Raw genomic sequence first — 17,643 nt, forward strand, 5'->3', positions numbered from 1 at the left:
AATTTTTATAAGAGTTCAATTATGAGCGATAAACGCACTGCGGAAGAAGGACGGTTTGCCGGGCTGGCGCTGGCGGAAGAGGAGCTGGTGGCGCGCGTGGCCTGGTGCTACTACCACGACGGGCTGACCCAGAACGATATCGGCGAGCGGCTCGGGCTGCCGCGATTAAAAATCTCCCGCCTGCTGGAGAAAGGCCGCCAGTCCGGGGTGATCCGCGTGCAGATCAACTCCCGCTACGAGGGCTGCCTGTCGCTGGAAACCGAGCTACAGCAGCGCTTTGGCCTGAAGCTGGTGCGCGTGATGCCTGCCCTAAATACGCCGCCGATGAACGTGCGGTTAGGCATTGGCGCGGCGCAGTCGCTGATGGGCGTGCTGGAGCCCGGCCAGCTGCTGGCGGTGGGGTTCGGTGAAACCACCATGAGCAGCCTGCAGCACCTGAGCGGCTTTATCAGCTCGCAGCAGATCCGCCTCGTGACGCTCTCCGGCGGCGTCGGGCCGTACATGACCGGTATCGGCCAGCTGGACGCGGCCTGCAGCGTCAGCATGATCCCCGCCCCGCTTCGCGTGTCTTCCGCCGAAGTGGCCGGGATCTTAAAACGCGAGACCAGCGTGCGGGACGTGATCCTCGCCGCCACCGCAGCCGACGTGGCGGTAGTTGGTATTGGTTCAGTAAACCAGCGCCGTGACGCCACGATCCTGCGCTCCGGCTATATCAGCGAAGGTGAACAGCTGATGTACGCCCGCAAAGGCGCGGTCGGCGACATTCTCGGCTATTTCCTCAATGCCGAAGGGGAGTGCGTTGAGGAGCTGGAGATCCACAAAGAATTACTCGGCGTCTCACTTGATGAGCTGGCGCAGCTGCCCACCATCGTTGGCGTGGCCGGCGGGGAAGAGAAAGCCGATGCGATTTATGCCGCACTGAAGGGTCGCCGTATCAATGGCCTGGTGACGGAAGAGACGACAGCCCGCGCGGTGCTGGCTCTGGCCAAATAAGAGCCCGCCCTGCGCTAACAGCGAGGCAAGCTCATGAGTTACCTTTTAGCGTTAGATGCAGGGACCGGCAGCGTTCGCGCCGTGATTTTCGATTTGCAGGGCAACCAGATTGCCGTCGGCCAGGCCGAGTGGAAACACCTGAGCGTGGAAAACGTGCCGGGGTCGATGGAGTTTGACCTCGAGACCAACTGGCAGCTGGCCTGCCGGTGTATTCATCAGGCGCTGACGCGCGCGAATCTGGGCGCGGCGGATATTCAGTCCGTCGCCTGCTGTTCGATGCGCGAAGGGATCGTGCTTTACGACCGTAACGGCGAGGCCATCTGGGCCTGCGCCAACGTCGACGCCCGCGCCAGCCGCGAGGTGGCCGAACTCAAAGAGATCCACGACAACCGTTTTGAATCCGAAGTGTATGACGTCTCCGGCCAGACGCTGGCGCTGAGCGCCATGCCGCGCCTGCTGTGGCTGGCGCACCACCGTCCGGATATTTACCGCAGGGCCGCGACTATCACCATGATCAGCGACTGGCTGGCGGCGAAGCTCTCCGGCGAGCTGGCGGTCGACCCGTCGAACGCGGGCACCACCGGCATGCTGGATCTCTTCTCCCGCGACTGGCGTCCGGCGCTTCTCGACATGGCCGGGCTGCGCGCCGATATCCTCTCCCCGGTGAAAGAGACCGGCACCGTACTGGGTGCTATAACCCGGGAGGCCGCGCAGCAGAGCGGCCTGCGCGAAGGCACGCCGGTGGTGATGGGCGGCGGCGACGTGCAGCTGGGCTGTCTGGGGCTGGGCGTGGTTCGCGCCGGACAAACGGCGGTGCTGGGCGGCACCTTCTGGCAGCAGGTGGTCAATCTGCCGCAGGTACGCACCGACCCCGACATGAACATCCGCGTGAATCCGCACGTCATCCCCGGCATGGTGCAGGCGGAGTCGATCAGCTTCTTTACCGGGCTGACCATGCGTTGGTTCCGCGACGCCTTCTGCGCGGAGGAAAAGCTGATTGCCGAGCGGATGGGGATGGACACCTATTCCCTGCTGGAAGAGATGGCCAGCCGGGTGCCGGCGGGCTCCCACGGGGTAATGCCGATCTTCTCCGACGCGATGCATTTCAAGCAGTGGTACCACGCCGCGCCGTCGTTTATTAACCTCTCCATTGACCCGGAAAAATGCAATAAAGCGACGCTGTTCCGCGCCCTGGAAGAGAACGCGGCGATTGTTTCGGCCTGCAACCTGGCGCAGATTTCACGCTTTTCCGGCGTGACGTTTGAGAGCCTGGTGTTTGCGGGCGGCGGGTCAAAAGGTGCCCTGTGGAGCCAGATCTTAAGCGACGTCACGGGCCTGCCGGTGCGCGTGCCGGAAGTGAAAGAAGCCACGGCGCTGGGCTGCGCGATTGCTGCGGGTACGGGCGCGGGGCTGTTTGCCGATATGGCCTCGACGGGCGAGCGGCTGGTGAAATGGAGCCGCGAGTTCACGCCAAACCCGGCGCACCGCGAGCTGTACGACGGCATGATGCAGAAATGGCAGGCGGTATACGCGGACCAGCTCGGGCTGGTGGACAGCGGACTGACCACGTCGATGTGGCAGGCGCCGGGGCTGGTGCGGGCAGCAGCGCCGTAAATAACGCCGGATGGCGCTACGCTTATCTGTCCTGGGGATTTGTAGACCCGGTAAGCGCAGCGCCACCGGGGAAGTTCTTTGAGATCTATCACAATCATTCGATCCCGCTTTTACCTTTCCGCTGCCGCTGGCTAAATTAGTAACTCATCCGACCACATAACAATAATTTTACACTGGAAGAGACTATGAGCCGCTACCCGTCGTTATTCGCCCCTCTCGATCTGGGGTTCACCACACTCAAAAACCGCGTGTTGATGGGCTCGATGCACACCGGGCTGGAGGAGCATCCGGACGGGGCCGAGCGTCTGGCGGCCTTCTATGCCGAGCGCGCGCGCCACGGGGTGGCGCTGATTGTCACCGGCGGCGTGGCCCCTTCCCCTTCCGGCGTCGGCATGGAGGGCGGTGCGGTGCTGAACGATGCAGCACAGCTGCCGCATCACCGCATTGTGACCGACGCGGTACACAACGAGGGCGGTAAAATCGCCCTGCAAATTCTGCACACCGGACGCTACAGCTACCAGCCGAATCTGGTTGCGCCATCGGCCATTCAGGCGCCGATTAACCGCTTCACTCCGCATGCTCTGAGCCACGACGAGATCCTGGCGCTGATTGACGACTTCGCCCGCTGCGCCGCGCTGGCGCGTGAAGCGGGCTATGACGGCGTTGAGGTGATGGGCTCCGAAGGCTACCTGATTAACGAGTTCCTCGCCGCCCGCACCAACCAGCGCGACGACGAATGGGGCGGCGACTATGCCCGCCGGATGCGCTTTGCCGTGGAGGTGGTGCGCGCGGTACGTAAACGCGCGGGCGCGGACTTTATCATCATCTTCCGCCTGTCGATGCTCGACCTGGTGGAGGGCGGCGGGACGTTTGACGAAACCGTGCAGCTGGCGCAGGCGATAGAAGCCGCGGGCGCCACGATTATCAATACCGGCATCGGCTGGCACGAGGCGCGCATTCCCACTATTGCCACGCCGGTGCCGCGCGCGGCGTTCAGCTGGGTAACGCGCAGGCTGAAAGGAAAAGTCTCTGTTCCGCTGGTCACCACCAACCGCATTAACGATCCGCAGGTGGCGGACGATGTGATTTCACGCGGCGATGCCGATATGGTGTCGATGGCGCGGCCGTTCCTCGCGGATGCCGAGCTGCTGTCGAAAGCGCAAAGCGGACGTGCGGATGAGATCAACACCTGCATCGGCTGTAATCAGGCCTGTCTGGATCAGATCTTCGTCGGGAAGGTCACCTCCTGCCTGGTTAACCCGCGCGCCTGCCATGAAACCAAAATGCCGGTGATCCCGGCGACAGCGAAAAAACGCCTGGCGGTTGTCGGCGCAGGACCTGCGGGCCTGGCGTTTGCGGTCAATGCCGCCTCGCGCGGGCACGGCGTGACGCTGTTTGATGCGCAGGGGGAGATTGGCGGGCAGTTTAATATCGCCAAACAGATCCCCGGCAAAGAGGAGTTCTACGAAACGCTGCGCTACTACCGCCGGATGATCGAGCTGACGGGCGTCGAGCTGCGGCTTAACCAGTTTGTCCACGCGGCGGATCTGGCTGATTTTGATGAGGTGATCCTGGCGAGCGGGATCGTACCGCGCACGCCTGCGATCGAGGGTATCGATCATCCAAAAGTGCTGAGCTATCTCGACGTGCTGCGTGACAAAGCGCCGGTTGGCGAGAAGGTGGCGATTATCGGCTGCGGCGGGATCGGTTTTGACACCGCGATGTATTTAAGCCAGCCGGGCGAAGCCACCAGCCAGAACATTGCCGAATTCTGCGTGGAATGGGGTATCGACACCAGCCTCAGCCAGTCCGGCGGCCTGCGACCCGAAGGGCCACAGCTGCCGAAAAGCCCGCGCCAGATCGTGATGCTGCAGCGTAAAGCCAGCAAACCGGGCGAAGGGCTGGGGAAAACCACCGGCTGGATCCACCGCGCCACCCTGCTCTCGCGCGGGGTGAAGATGATCCCGGCGGTGAGCTACCAGAAGATCGACGACGACGGGCTGCACGTCACGATCGGCGGCGAGCCGCAGCTGCTGCACGTGGATCATGTGATTTTGTGTGCCGGGCAGGAGCCGAAGCGGGATCTGGCGGATCCGCTGCGCGAGGCCGGTAAAACGGTGCATCTGATCGGCGGGTGCGACGTGGCGATGGAGCTGGATGCGCGGCGCGCGATTGCGCAGGGAACGAAATTAGCTCTGATGATCTAGAACATTGCCGGGCGGCGCTGCGCTTGCCCGGCCTACGGGTTCGAGGCCATTGTAGGCCCGGTAAGCGCAGCGCCACCGGGCAAAACAATCTTACCGACGACGTCCCAGCTTCACCGCCTTCAGCACCACGAACTTGTTATTGGTCGCAATGGTGACGCAGTTGCCGAAAATCTTCTTCAGCTTGTGGAAGTAGTCCAGGTGGCGGTTCGCCACGATGTACAGCTCGCCGTTAATCTTCAGGCAGCGGCGCGCGTGGTGGAACATCTCCCAGGCGACGTTATCCGTCAGGGCGTGCTTCTGGTGGAACGGCGGGTTACAGAACACGGCGTTGAAGCGGAACGGCTCTACCCCCGACAGCGCGTTGTTGATCATAAACTCGCAGCGGTCCAGCGCGTCCGGCATGTTCGTTTCAACGTTCAGACGGCTGGAGGCCACCGCCATCGGCGATTCGTCGCTGAACACCACGCTGGCCTCCGGGTTCTTCGCCAGCAGCGTCAGGCCAATCACGCCGTTGCCGCAGCCCAGATCGACAATTTCCCCTTCCAGATTTTCCGGCAGGTGTTCCATAAAGAAACGCGCCCCGATATCCAGACCGGTACGGGAGAAGACGTTCGCATGGTTGTGGATGGTCCAGTCGGTCCCTTCCAGTTTCCAGCTCAGCGTGTCCGGCGCGTCGGCCAGCTCGGGTGCGGCGAACGTACAGTTGATCAGGCGCGCTTTTTTCCAGGCCAGCGTCGTGGTGGTTGGGCCAAGGACCTTCTCAAACAGCTCCAGCGTCGAAGTGTGAATATCACGCGCTTTGGCACCCGCGATGATGCGGGTTTCTGGCGTGACGACCTTACGCAGCGCGCGCAGCTGTTGCTCCAGCAGCGCCATGGTTTTTGGCACTTTGATGAGCACCACGCCCGGCGCCTGCGGGTAGTCCGCGGTGCTGTCGAGGAACTTCACGCTGGATTCGTCGATGTCGTTATGGCGCAGGTTTTCACGCGTCGCCAGCTCGCTTAAGTAGGAATCGCCGATGCTGTACGGCGTGTGCTCCGCCAGGGCGCAGCCCAGCGCGCCGAAGGCGTCATTCAGGATCAAAACCGGGCCGCGGATTTCAGTGTCATCCAACTGCTGCAGCAGATATTCATCCGCCGCTTCCCACGCCTGAAGCGGGTTAACGTCGTCCGTTTCCGGGAAACGTTTAAGGTTGAGTGAACGGAAACCGTTGTCTAAGTGGCTCATCGGCCCTCCTGAATGGTAAAATTTGGCGTATCCCTGAAAAGGGTGCGTGAGTATACCCGTTTTATTGTCGATTTGGGGCGTTGATGAACCAACTTACTTATCTCCAGGGCTACCCGGAGCATTTACTTTCTCAGGTTCGCACCCTGATTGCCGAGCAAAAGCTCGGCGCGGTGCTGGAAAAACGCTACCCCGGCACCCACGATTTCGCGACCGATAAAGCCCTCTGGCAGTATACGCAGGATCTGAAAAACCGGTATTTGAAGAGCGCGCCGCCGATCAACAAGGTGATGTACGACAACAAGATCCACGTGCTGAAAAACGCGCTCGGCCTGCACACCGCCGTCTCCCGCGTGCAGGGCGGCAAGCTGAAGGCCAAGGCGGAGATCCGCGTCGCGACGGTTTTTCGCAACGCGCCGGAAGCCTTTCTGCGGATGATTGTGGTGCACGAGCTCGCACACCTGAAAGAGAAAGAGCACGACAAAGCGTTCTATTCTCTGTGCTGCCATATGGAGCCGCAGTACCACCAGCTAGAGTTTGATACCCGGCTGTGGCTTACGCATTTATCGTTAAAAGGTAATGCGGAATAGCGCACGCGAATTGTCATGATGACGTGCTACAGTGGCTAAAGGTTCCCCGCTACGGAGTACGTAAACGTTTATGATACGTTTCGCAGTCATTGGAACGAACTGGATCACGCGCCAGTTCGTCGACGCCGCCCACGAAACCGGCAAACTGAAACTTACCGCAGTCTATTCCCGCAGCCTTGAGCAGGCGCAGAGTTTTGCCAACGATTACCTGGTCGAGCATCTCTTCACCTCGCTTGATGACATGGCGCAAAGCGACGCCATTGACGCGGTCTATATCGCCAGCCCGAACGCCCTGCACTTCCCGCAAACGAAGCTGTTCCTCAGCCATAAAAAGCATGTGATTTGCGAGAAGCCGCTGGCGTCGAACATCGAAGAAGTGGAAGCCGCCATCGCGCTTGCCCGCGAAAACCAGGTGGTGCTGTTCGAAGCGTTCAAAACCGCCAGCCTGCCGAACTTCCTGCTGCTGCAGCAGTCCCTGCCGAAGGTGGGCAAAGTGCGCAAAGCGTTTATCAACTACTGCCAGTACTCGTCGCGCTACCAGCGCTATCTCGACGGCGAGAACCCGAACACCTTTAACCCGGCCTTCTCGAACGGCTCGATTATGGATATCGGTTTCTACTGCCTGGCCTCTGCCGTGGCCCTCTGGGGCGAGCCGCACGGCGTCACGGCCACCGCCAGCCTGCTGGAGAGCGGCGTGGATGCGCACGGTGTCGCGGTGCTGGATTACGGTGATTTCAGCGTGACGCTGCAGCACTCCAAGGTGAGCGATTCTGTCCTGCCGAGCGAAATTCAGGGCGAAGCGGGCTCGCTGGTTATCGAGAAGATCTCCGAGTGCCAGAAGGTGAGCTTTGTCCCGCGCGGCGGCAAAGCGCAGGAGCTGACGCAGCCTCAGCATATTAACACTATGCTCTATGAGGCAGAGGTCTTCGCCCGTCTGGTGGAAGACAACGAAGTGAATCACCCAGGCCTTGCGGTGAGCCGCACCACGGCGAAGCTGCAAACGGAGATCCGCCGTCAGACCGGCGTGGTGTTCCCGGCAGACGGCGTGAGCGCGGAAGTTATCGCGTAAAGCTGTGTAATGAAACGGCGCAGACCATTGACGAAACCGATGGTCTGACATATTTTGTTACCTGCAAAGGGGAGTAACTTCTTCGCCGGTGGATCGTCATTACGATGCGTGCAATACCGCATCCGGTCGCCGGGCAACCCTCGTGGTTGTAAGTGAGACCTTGCCGGAAGGCGAGGTCTATGCATAAAAAGCTAACGGCTATCGTCTTCTGACCATGGCCGTTTTTGTTTTTTATGTGTAAGGAAAATAGTATGCATTCTGTCGGCACTCCAATGTTGTGGGGCGGATTCGCGGTTGTCGTGCTCATCATGCTGGCGATCGACCTCTTTTTGCAGGGCCGTCGCGGCGCGCACGGTATGACCATGAAACAGGCCGCCGCCTGGTCGCTGGTCTGGGTTACTCTCTCCCTGCTCTTCTGCGCCGCCTTCTGGTGGTATCTGGCCTCGACCGAAGGCCGCGCGGTGGCCGATCCTCAGGCGCTCGCCTTCCTCACCGGCTATCTGATTGAAAAAGCCCTGGCGGTTGATAACGTCTTCGTCTGGCTGATGCTGTTCAGCTACTTCGCCGTGCCTGCGGCTCTGCAGCGTCGCGTGCTGGTGTACGGCGTGCTGGGCGCAATTATCCTGCGTACCATCATGATCTTCGCTGGCAGCTGGCTGATTACCCAGTTCGAGTGGCTGCTATACGTCTTCGGCGCGTTCCTGCTGTTCACCGGGGTCAAAATGGCGCTGGCGAAAGAGGACGGCTCCGCGATTGGCGATCGCCCGCTGGTGAAGTGGATCCGCGGCCATCTGCGCATGACCGACAAGATCGAGAGCGAGCACTTCTTCGTGCGCAAGAACGGCCTGCTGTTTGCCACCCCGCTGCTGCTGGTGCTGATTCTGGTTGAGCTGAGCGACGTGATTTTCGCCGTGGACAGCATTCCGGCCATTTTCGCGGTAACCACCGACCCGTTCATCGTCCTGACCTCTAACCTGTTCGCCATCCTCGGCCTGCGCGCGATGTACTTCCTGCTGGCGGGCGCGGCGGAGCGCTTCTCCATGCTGAAGTACGGCCTGTCGGTGATCCTGGTGTTTATCGGTATCAAGATGCTGATCGTCGATTTCTACCATATCCCGATCGCCATTTCGCTCGGCGTGGTGTTTGGCATTCTGATCGTGACGCTGATTATCAATACCTGGGTTAACCGCCAGCACGATAAGAAGCAGCAGGCTTAATGCGTTTTGCCCGGTGGCGCTGCGCTTACCGGGCCTACAACGTCACCCCGTAGGCCGGGTAAGCGCAGCGCCACCCGGCACTTTCGTTAATCAATAGTTAAAAAACATGACGCAACACGTAAAATCCAGCATTTTACGCTTCCCTCCTTTCGCGCATTCCCTATACTCGACCAGGCAAACATTTACTTACATCCGGACATAAATGTGACTAAGAGCACATTCGGAATGGAACGCAATTTCACTCAGGAATAATGTATGAGCACACAATCGACGGGTCTTTTTGCGCGCCTGGCGCAGGGAAGTCTGGTTAAACAAATTCTGGTAGGACTGGTGCTGGGTATTCTGCTGGCCATGGTGTCAAAACCTGCTGCGGAGGCCACGGGGCTGCTCGGGACGCTGTTTGTGGGCGCCCTGAAAGCCGTCGCGCCGGTACTGGTTCTGATGCTGGTCATGGCATCGATTGCCAACCACCAGCACGGACAAAAAACCAACATTCGCCCTATTCTGTTCCTGTATCTTCTGGGAACCTTCTCTGCAGCCTTAACGGCCGTGGTGTTTAGCTTCCTGTTCCCGTCCACGCTGCACCTGACCAGCGCGGCCGGTGATATCACGCCGCCGTCCGGGATTGTGGAAGTCCTTCGCGGTCTGCTGATGAGCATGGTCTCTAACCCCATCACCGCGCTGATGAGCGGAAACTACATTGGCATCCTGGTCTGGGCGATTGGTCTGGGCTTCGCGCTGCGTCACGGCAACGAAACCACGAAAAACCTGGTCAACGATTTGTCCAACGCTGTCACCTTTATGGTGAAGCTGGTGATTCGCTTTGCGCCAATCGGTATTTTCGGCCTGGTCTCCTCTACGCTTGCAACCACCGGTTTTGACGCGCTGTGGGGCTACGCGCAACTGCTGGTTGTGCTGGTCGGCTGTATGCTGCTGGTGGCGCTGGTGATCAACCCGCTGCTGGTGTTCTGGCAGATCCGCCGCAACCCGTATCCGCTGGTGCTGACCTGCCTGCGCGAGAGCGGCGTGTATGCCTTCTTCACCCGCAGCTCTGCGGCGAACATACCGGTGAACATGGCGCTGGCGGAGAAGCTGAACCTGGATCGCGATACCTATTCCGTGTCGATCCCACTGGGTGCGACCGTGAACATGGCGGGCGCGGCGATTACGATCACTGTACTGACCCTGGCGGCGGTGCATACGCTGGGTATTCCGGTGGATCTGCCAACCGCGCTGCTGCTGAGCGTGGTGGCATCGCTGTGCGCCTGCGGCGCATCCGGCGTGGCGGGCGGTTCGCTGCTGCTGATCCCGCTGGCGTGTAATATGTTCGGCATCCCGAATGAAATCGCCATGCAGGTGGTTGCCGTCGGCTTTATCATCGGCGTGCTGCAGGACTCCTGCGAAACCGCGCTGAACTCCTCTACCGACGTGCTGTTTACCGCGGCGGCCTGTCAGGCGGAAGACGCGCGTTTAGCGAAGAACGCCCTCCGCAGTTAAAAAGAAAAGCCCGGTGGCGGCTACGCCTTACCGGGCCTACAGGGTTTAGTAGGTCGGGTAAGCGCTAGCGCCACCCGACAAAGTACTTATAGCGTCACACCGCTCTTAAAGATTGCCAGCTCGCGGAAATCGTTCTTCTCGTTGCAGGTCTGCTTGCCGCTGGCAATTTCCACAATCGCATCCACGAATTCCGTCAGCAGCTGCGGCATCGCCTTGCCGTGGATAAGCTGCCCGGCATCAAAGTCAATCCAGTGTTTTTTCTTCGCCGCCAGCTCGCTGTTGGTGGCGATTTTCACCGTCGGCACAAAACCGCCGTACGGCGTGCCGCGACCGGTGCTGAACAGCACCATATGGCAGCCGGCTCCCGCCAGCGCGCTGGTGGCGACCGCATCGTTACCGGGCGCGCTCAGCAGGTTCAGACCGTGCGTTTTCAGGCGCTCGCCGTAGCGCAGAACGTCAACCACCTGGCTCGCGCCCGCTTTCTGGGTGCAGCCGAGGGATTTCTCTTCCAGCGTGGTGATCCCTCCCGCTTTGTTACCCGGCGACGGGTTCTCATAAATAGGCTGATTGTGGGCAATGAAGTACTGCTTGAAGTCGTTCACCATGGTGACGGTTTTTTCAAACGTCTCCTCGTCGCGGCAGTGGCTCATCAGAATACGTTCCGCACCGAACATCTCCGGCACCTCGGTCAACACCGTCGTGCCGCCGTTGGCGATCACATAGTCCGAGAAGCGCCCCAGCATCGGGTTGGCGGTGATACCGGACAGGCCATCAGACCCTCCGCACTCCAGACCAAACTTCAGCTCGCTCAGCTTGCCCGGCTCGCGCTTGTCGTGGCGCATCACCTCATACAGCTGATGAAGCTGTTCGACGCCCGCTTCCACTTCGTCGTCCTGATGCTGGCACACCATAAAGTGCACGCGCTCAGGGTCAAACTCACCGAGCGTCTCGCGGAAGGCGTCCACCTGATTGTTCTCGCAGCCCAGGCCAATCACCAGCACCGCGCCCGCGTTCGGGTGGCGCACCATGTTTTGCAGCATGGTTCGGGTGTTGATGTGGTCGTCACCCAGCTGGGAGCAGCCGTAGGTGTGGCTGAACAGATGCACGCCGTCAGTCCCTTCGGCATCGTTGGTCTCTTTCAGGAAGCGCGTCTGGATCTGACGCGCAATCCCGTTCACGCAGCCGACGGTCGGGAGGATCCACAGCTCGTTGCGGATCCCCACGTCGCCGTTTGCGCGGCGGTAGATCTGCACCCCACGATCCGCCGCCTGCTCTTGTGCCGCAGGTAAATCAGGTTGATAGCTGTACTCGTCCAGATCGCTCAGATTTGTGCGGGCGTTGTGGGAATGGATGTATTCACCCGGCGCAATATCCGCCAGCGCATGACCGATGGGCAGACCGTACTTCACCACGTTCTCCCCTTTGGCGATGGGGATCAGGGCAAACTTATGTCCACGTCCAACGGACTGGCGTAACGTCACCGACTGGTTGTCGAAGGTGACTTCCGTCCCTTCGGTTAAATCTGCCAGCGCGACGGCCACGTTATCCAGCGAATGGATTTTGATGTATTGCATATCAACCTCAAACGGCCCTAGTTCAGTTCAATGGCGAAGTAGTCACGCGCATTGTTAAAGCAGATGTTTTTCACCATGTCGCCCAGCAGCTGGATATCCGCCGGCGCTTCGCCTGCGTGCACCCAGCGGCCAATCATCTGGCACAGAATGCGGCGGAAGTATTCATGACGGGTATAGGACAGGAAGCTGCGGCTGTCGGTCAGCATGCCGACAAAGCGGCTCAGCAGGCCAAGCTGCGCCAGCTGCGTCATCTGACGCTCCATGCCGTCTTTCTGATCGTTGAACCACCAGCCGGAGCCGAACTGCATCTTGCCCGGCATCCCTTCGCCCTGGAAGTTGCCGATCATCGTGCCCAGCACTTCGTTATCGCGCGGGTTCAGGCAGTAGAGAATGGTTTTCGGCAGCAGGGTTTGTTCGTTCTGTTTGCTCAGCAGTTTTGACAGCTCTTCCGCCAGCGGACGGTCGTTGATGGAGTCAAAGCCCACGTCCGCACCCAGCAGTTTAAACTGGCGCTGGTTGTTATTGCGCAGCGCACCGATGTGGTACTGCTGTACCCAGCCGCGACGCGCGTATTCGGCACCGAGGAACACCAGTACCGCCGTTTTGAACTGCGCCACTTCGTGCTCACTCAGGGCTTCGCCGGAGAGGCGACGCGCCAGAATGCTGTCCAGCTCGGCCTCGTTTGATTCCGCAAACAGCACCACGTCCAGCGCGTGGTCAGAGACTTTACAGCCGTGCGCCGCGAAGTGATCCAGACGTTTGGTCAGCGCGGTTTGCAGATCGGCGAAACGACGGATGTCGGTATCGGACACTTCCGCCAGCTTCGCCATGTAGTCGTTGAACGTGGCCTGCTCAATGTTGAAGGCTTTGTCCGGGCGCCAGCTTGGCAGCACTTTGATATCAAAAGAGGTGTCTTTGGCGACAACGGCATGATGCTCCAGGGAGTCAATCGGATCGTCGGTGGTGCCGACCATCTTCACGTTCATCTGCTTCATGATGCCGCGCGCGGAGAAGTTATCCTGCGCCAGGAGCGCGTTGCACTGGTCCCAGATTTCATCGGCGGTCGTTGGAGAGAGCAGTTTGCCGGTGATGCCAAACGGGCGACGCAGCTCAAGGTGCGTCCAGTGATAGAGCGGGTTACCGATGGTGTGCGGGACGGTCGCCGCCCAGGCGTCAAACTTCTCGCGATCGGTCGCATCGCCGGTGCACAGGCGCTCAGCCACGCCGTTGGTGCGCATCGCACGCCATTTGTAATGGTCACCCTTCAGCCAGATGTCATACAGGTTTTTGAAACGGTAATTTTCGGCAACCTGCTGCGGCGGCAAATGGCAGTGGTAGTCGAAAATCGGCTGATCTTTTGCATAGTCGTGGTACAGGCGGCGAGCAAATTCGGTATCTAACAGAAAATCGTCGGTCATAAACGGCGTCATTATCGTCTTCCTCATTACGGGAGCGTCAGAAAGCGTATGTTCATATGCTGCAAAGTTATCACACCAATTTCCACCATCCGACGTTTTTTTCGTGAGTGAGATCAATAAACGCAGACAAATACATTACCCAAATTGGGGTAAATCCTTCTACAAGCCGCGCCAGTACTGGCTTGAAGCGACACGAATAATGTCCCCACAAAGAATCATACATTTGTGATGTCACTCACCTTTTAAAGCTGTATGACAAGTTATCTTTTCGCCGTCGCAAACTATAAGCCGACGGAATGCATTCCTGGTGTCAGTTACACCAGATTTAACGGTACGGAAACCGACTTATGCAGATGACTTTTGGCAAGGTTCGGGCCGTTCCGGGACATTTCCCGGTTACGCCCCTCCCGTTACTGAACGGCTCCCGGCAACGGTCGAGCGGTTACCGTGTCCCGGCACGGCAATACTATAACGATGAGGTTTTACATGCGTAAAATTAAAGGGTTACGTTGGTACATGATCGCACTGGTGACGTTAGGCACCGTGCTGGGCTACCTGACGCGTAACACCGTCGCAGCCGCAGCGCCGACGTTAATGGAAGAGCTGCATATCTCCACGCAGCAATACTCCTACATCATTGCTGCCTATTCCGCGGCGTACACCATCATGCAGCCTGTTGCAGGCTACGTGCTGGATATCCTCGGTACCAAAATCGGCTATGCCTTCTTCGCCATCGCCTGGGCGGTGTTCTGCGGAGCCACCGCGCTGGCGGGCAGCTGGGGCGGCCTGGCGCTGGCGCGCGGTGCGGTCGGTGCGGCAGAAGCCGCGATGATCCCGGCGGGACTGAAGGCCAGTTCCGAGTGGTTCCCGGCAAAAGAGCGCTCTATTGCTGTCGGCTACTTCAACGTGGGTTCGTCCATCGGGGCGATGATTGCGCCGCCGCTGGTGGTGTGGGCTATCGTGATGCACAGCTGGCAGATGGCTTTCATCATTTCCGGCGTGCTGAGCTTCGCCTGGGCAATCGCGTGGCTGGTTTTCTATAAGCACCCGCGCGATCAGAAAAAACTCTCCGAAGAAGAACGCGAGTACATCATTGGTGGTCAGGAAGCGCAGCATCAGACCAACAACGGCAAAAAAATGACCGTCTGGCAGATCCTGGGCACCCGTCAGTTCTGGGGGATCGCCCTGCCGCGTTTCCTGGCGGAACCGGCCTGGGGGACCTTCAACGCGTGGATCCCACTGTTCATGTTTAAAGTCTACGGCTTTAACCTGAAAGAGATCGCAATGTTCGCCTGGATGCCGATGCTGTTCGCTGACCTGGGCTGTATCGTGGGCGGCTACCTGCCGCCGCTGTTCCAGCGCTGGTTTGGCGTGAACCTGATCGTTTCCCGTAAGATGGTGGTCACCATGGGCGCACTGCTGATGATTGGCCCGGGCATGATCGGCCTGTTCACCAGCCCGTACGTGGCCATCGCCCTGCTGTGCATCGGTGGTTTTGCGCACCAGTCCCTGTCCGGCGCGCTGATTACGCTCTCGTCTGACGTCTTCGGTCGCAACGAAGTGGCCACCGCCAACGGCCTGACCGGGATGGCCGCCTGGACCGCGAGTACGATGTTCGCGCTGGTCGTCGGCGCGCTGGCGGATACCATCGGCTTCAGCCCGCTGTTTGCAGTACTGGCGGTCTTCGACCTGCTGGGCGCGGTGGTGATCTGGACGGTGCTGAAAAGCAAATCGGCAGAGGAGCTGGCAAAAGAGTCACTCGGGAAACCGGCCACGCAGAGTTAGCCTTGCTGTGCCGGGTGGCGCTACGCTTACCCGGCCTACAAACCCCGTAGGCCCGTGCAAGCGAAGCGTCGCCGGGCATTTAAAGGCCACTCAGTAGTGGCTTTTTTAATGGCAAAATCTGGAGAGTGGCACGCAAAAGTGGTATAACAAATCATCTGCCGTACCCTGCCTGGAGCGCATATGGAAATCACCGAACCACGTCGTTTATATCAACAACTTGCTGCGGAGCTGAAAGATCGCATCGAGCAAGGGGTCTATCTTGTCGGTGATAAACTGCCCGCCGAGCGCTTTATCGCGGATGAAAAAAGCGTCAGCCGCACCGTGGTGCGTGAAGCGATCATCATGCTGGAAGTCGAAGGCTACGTTGAGGTACGCAAAGGCTCCGGCATTCACGTCATTTCCAATCTGCCGAAACACTCTCCCGTCGCGGACGAGAGTCTGGAATTCGCCAGCTACGGTCCGTTTGAGCTGCTCCAGGCTCGCCAGTTGATTGAAAGCAACATTGCCGAATTTGCGGCGACGCAGGTGACCAAGCAGGACATCATGAAGCTGATGGAAATCCAGGAGAATGCCCGCAAGGAAAAATGTTTCCGCGATTCAGAGTGGGATCTGCAGTTCCACGTCCAGGTCGCACTGGCAACCCAGAATACGGCACTGGCGGCAATCGTTGAGAAAATGTGGACTCAGCGCGTTCACAACCCGTACTGGAAAAAACTGCACGACCATATCGATTCCCGTACCGTCGACAACTGGTGTGACGATCACGATCAAATCCTTAAAGCGCTGATTCGTAAAGATCCGCACGCCGCTAAGCTGGCGATGTGGCAGCACCTGGAAAACACTAAGCAGATGCTGTTCAATGAAACCAGCGACGACTTCGAATTTAACGCTGACCGCTATCTTTTCGCCGATAATCCCGTTGTTCATCTCGATACGGTCCCCAGTGCCGCAAAATAGATGACCTTCCCGCTGGCAGGCGCTTCGCTGCGCCTTCCGGCGAACGTGGGTAAGCAAAACATATATAGTGTCAGCCTTTGTAAATCCCCTCGCTCACTTTCTGGGCTTACGCCAAAATCAACTCACGCCTGCAAATTCTGTGACGCAGAACGTTGGGCTTTGTTACAATTGGATTCACTTCGTTATTTTGTAAGTTAGTGCTTGCTAACCAGCCAATTAACAGGGAACAGTGTTGGCCACACCGCAATGTGTCCGCGAGCGACCATAATGAAATCACAACCATGTCGCCGTGCTGTTTGTCCCGGATAACAGGCATGACGTTAACCGATTTCCAGGAACACTGAATGGAACTTTTGACCCAACTACTGCATGCCCTCTGGGCGCAGGATTTTGAAACGCTGGCCAACCCTTCCATGATTGGCATGCTCTATTTCGTCTTGTTTATGATCCTGTTCCTTGAGAACGGCTTGCTGCCTGCTGCTTTCCTGCCCGGTGACAGTTTACTGGTGCTTGTCGGCGTGCTGTGCGCTAAAGGGGCGATGGCATTCCCGCAAACTATTTTGTTACTGACCGTCGCTGCGAGTCTCGGCTGCTGGGTCAGCTACATCCAGGGAAGATGGCTGGGCAATACCCGGATCGTCCAGAACTGGCTCTCGCACCTGCCTGCACATTATCACCAGCGGGCGCACCACCTTTTCCATAAGCACGGGCTTTCTGCGCTGCTGATTGGCCGCTTTATCGCCTTTGTACGCACCCTGTTGCCGACCATTGCCGGTCTGTCGGGGCTGAGCAGCGCGCGCTTCCAGTTCTTTAACTGGATGAGCGGCCTGCTGTGGGTACTGATTCTGACGACGCTCGGCTATGCGTTGGGGAAAACGCCAGTCTTTATGAAATATGAAGACCAGCTGATGTCCTGCCTGATGCTGCTGCCTGTGGTGCTGCTGGTCTTCGGTCTGATCGGCTCGCTGGTCGTCCTGTGGAAAAAGAAATACGGAGCCAGAGGCTAACGATGGCTATCTCACCGCTCGCCCTGCGCCGTTTTGCCTGCGCCGTGATAACACTGGTGGTGCTCAGCGCCATGCTGCTGGCATGGAGCGCGCTTTCGCACCAGGAATCCACGCTGGCCATTCGCCCGGTGAACCAGGGTGCCAGCGTGCCTGACGGTTTTTCTGTCTGGCACCATCTGGACGCGAACGGGATCCGCTTTAAAAGCATCACCCCGCAGGACGATGTTTTACTGATCAAATTTGATTCCCGTGCGCAAAGTGCCGCCGCAAAAGTGGTTCTCGACCGTACGCTGCCGCACGGGTATATCATCGCTCAGCAGGAAGATGACAGCCAGCCTGCTGCCTGGCTGTCGCTGATTCGCGATACGTCGCATCGGTTTGGATAATTACCAGGATTCCGAATCTTTTCACTCACTTTGGTGAATCCCCCGTTTACTTACTATGCTTAAGTACGCGGAGCACCCCTCGAATGTACTCCGCATAACTTTGGA

General features: G+C 58.9%; 14 protein-coding genes. 11 read left to right on the top strand and 3 right to left on the bottom strand.

The annotated features are described in order from the left end of the window. Nucleotides 1-21 precede the first annotated feature (21 nt). The 3 genes from lsrR to N6P30_RS03975 all read left to right on the top strand — a co-directional run bounded on the left by lsrR (nt 22) and on the right by N6P30_RS03975 (nt 4,814). On the top strand, nt 22-993 hold the full coding sequence (gene lsrR, locus N6P30_RS03965) for a transcriptional regulator LsrR (protein WP_008503156.1): 972 nt from the start codon (nt 22-24) through the stop codon (nt 991-993). A 33-nt stretch (nt 994-1,026) separates the two neighbouring features. Further along, nucleotides 1,027-2,607 (top strand): autoinducer-2 kinase, encoded by a 1,581-nt coding sequence (lsrK, locus tag N6P30_RS03970; protein ID WP_023294625.1) that lies wholly within the window; start codon nt 1,027-1,029, stop codon nt 2,605-2,607. A gap of 185 nt (nt 2,608-2,792) precedes the next feature. Next, the gene (locus N6P30_RS03975; protein WP_023294626.1) at nt 2,793-4,814 is read left to right on the top strand and encodes an NADPH-dependent 2,4-dienoyl-CoA reductase; all 2,022 of its coding nucleotides are present in this window, start codon (nt 2,793-2,795) and stop codon (nt 4,812-4,814) included. 90 nt (nt 4,815-4,904) lie between these two features. On the opposite strand, the gene rlmG is transcribed toward N6P30_RS03975, so the two are convergent. After that, the gene (gene rlmG / locus N6P30_RS03980) at nt 4,905-6,041 is read right to left on the bottom strand and encodes a 23S rRNA (guanine(1835)-N(2))-methyltransferase RlmG (protein ID WP_023294627.1); all 1,137 of its coding nucleotides are present in this window, start codon (nt 6,039-6,041) and stop codon (nt 4,905-4,907) included. Nucleotides 6,042-6,124: 83 nt separating this feature from the next. Here rlmG and N6P30_RS03985 point away from each other — a divergent pair, with 83 nt between their 5' ends. The 4 genes from N6P30_RS03985 to sstT all read left to right on the top strand — a co-directional run bounded on the left by N6P30_RS03985 (nt 6,125) and on the right by sstT (nt 10,411). Further along, nucleotides 6,125-6,628 (top strand): YgjP-like metallopeptidase domain-containing protein, encoded by a 504-nt coding sequence (locus tag N6P30_RS03985; protein ID WP_023294628.1) that lies wholly within the window; start codon nt 6,125-6,127, stop codon nt 6,626-6,628. Nucleotides 6,629-6,698: 70 nt separating this feature from the next. Then, nucleotides 6,699-7,697, top strand: a complete 999-nt coding sequence (locus tag N6P30_RS03990; protein ID WP_021242366.1) for a Gfo/Idh/MocA family protein — start codon at nt 6,699-6,701, stop codon at nt 7,695-7,697. Between the two features lie 251 nt (nt 7,698-7,948). After that, complete coding sequence (locus N6P30_RS03995; protein ID WP_021242367.1) at nt 7,949-8,914, top strand: TerC family protein; 966 nt, start codon at nt 7,949-7,951, stop codon at nt 8,912-8,914. Between the two features lie 255 nt (nt 8,915-9,169). After that, complete coding sequence (sstT, locus tag N6P30_RS04000; RefSeq protein ID WP_008503149.1) at nt 9,170-10,411, top strand: serine/threonine transporter SstT; 1,242 nt, start codon at nt 9,170-9,172, stop codon at nt 10,409-10,411. A gap of 86 nt (nt 10,412-10,497) precedes the next feature. Here sstT and N6P30_RS04005 read toward each other — a convergent pair whose 3' ends face one another. Both N6P30_RS04005 and uxaC read right to left on the bottom strand, forming a co-directional pair. After that, the gene (locus tag N6P30_RS04005) at nt 10,498-11,985 is read right to left on the bottom strand and encodes a UxaA family hydrolase (protein WP_023294629.1); all 1,488 of its coding nucleotides are present in this window, start codon (nt 11,983-11,985) and stop codon (nt 10,498-10,500) included. Nucleotides 11,986-12,002: 17 nt separating this feature from the next. Continuing rightward, the gene (gene uxaC / locus N6P30_RS04010; protein ID WP_023294630.1) at nt 12,003-13,415 is read right to left on the bottom strand and encodes a glucuronate isomerase; all 1,413 of its coding nucleotides are present in this window, start codon (nt 13,413-13,415) and stop codon (nt 12,003-12,005) included. 474 nt (nt 13,416-13,889) lie between these two features. Between uxaC and N6P30_RS04015 the strand changes: the two genes are divergently transcribed. From N6P30_RS04015 to mzrA, 4 genes are all read left to right on the top strand, one after another. Next, nucleotides 13,890-15,188: an MFS transporter gene (locus N6P30_RS04015; protein WP_008503146.1), complete on the top strand. Its 1,299-nt coding sequence runs from the start codon at nt 13,890-13,892 to the stop codon at nt 15,186-15,188. Between the two features lie 180 nt (nt 15,189-15,368). After that, nucleotides 15,369-16,145, top strand: a complete 777-nt coding sequence (gene exuR, locus N6P30_RS04020) for a transcriptional regulator ExuR (RefSeq protein WP_008503145.1) — start codon at nt 15,369-15,371, stop codon at nt 16,143-16,145. A gap of 344 nt (nt 16,146-16,489) precedes the next feature. Continuing rightward, nucleotides 16,490-17,152 (top strand): DedA family general envelope maintenance protein YqjA, encoded by a 663-nt coding sequence (yqjA, locus tag N6P30_RS04025; protein WP_008503144.1) that lies wholly within the window; start codon nt 16,490-16,492, stop codon nt 17,150-17,152. A gap of 2 nt (nt 17,153-17,154) precedes the next feature. Next, a complete protein-coding gene (gene mzrA / locus N6P30_RS04030) occupies nt 17,155-17,538 on the top strand; it encodes an EnvZ/OmpR regulon moderator MzrA (RefSeq protein WP_023294631.1) in 384 nt (127 codons plus the stop codon). The last annotated feature ends 105 nt before the right edge of the window (nt 17,539-17,643 follow it).

This window comes from Enterobacter sp. PL1 (assembly GCF_945957325.1).
In the GTDB taxonomy this organism is placed as follows: Bacteria; Pseudomonadota; Gammaproteobacteria; order Enterobacterales; family Enterobacteriaceae; genus Enterobacter; species Enterobacter roggenkampii.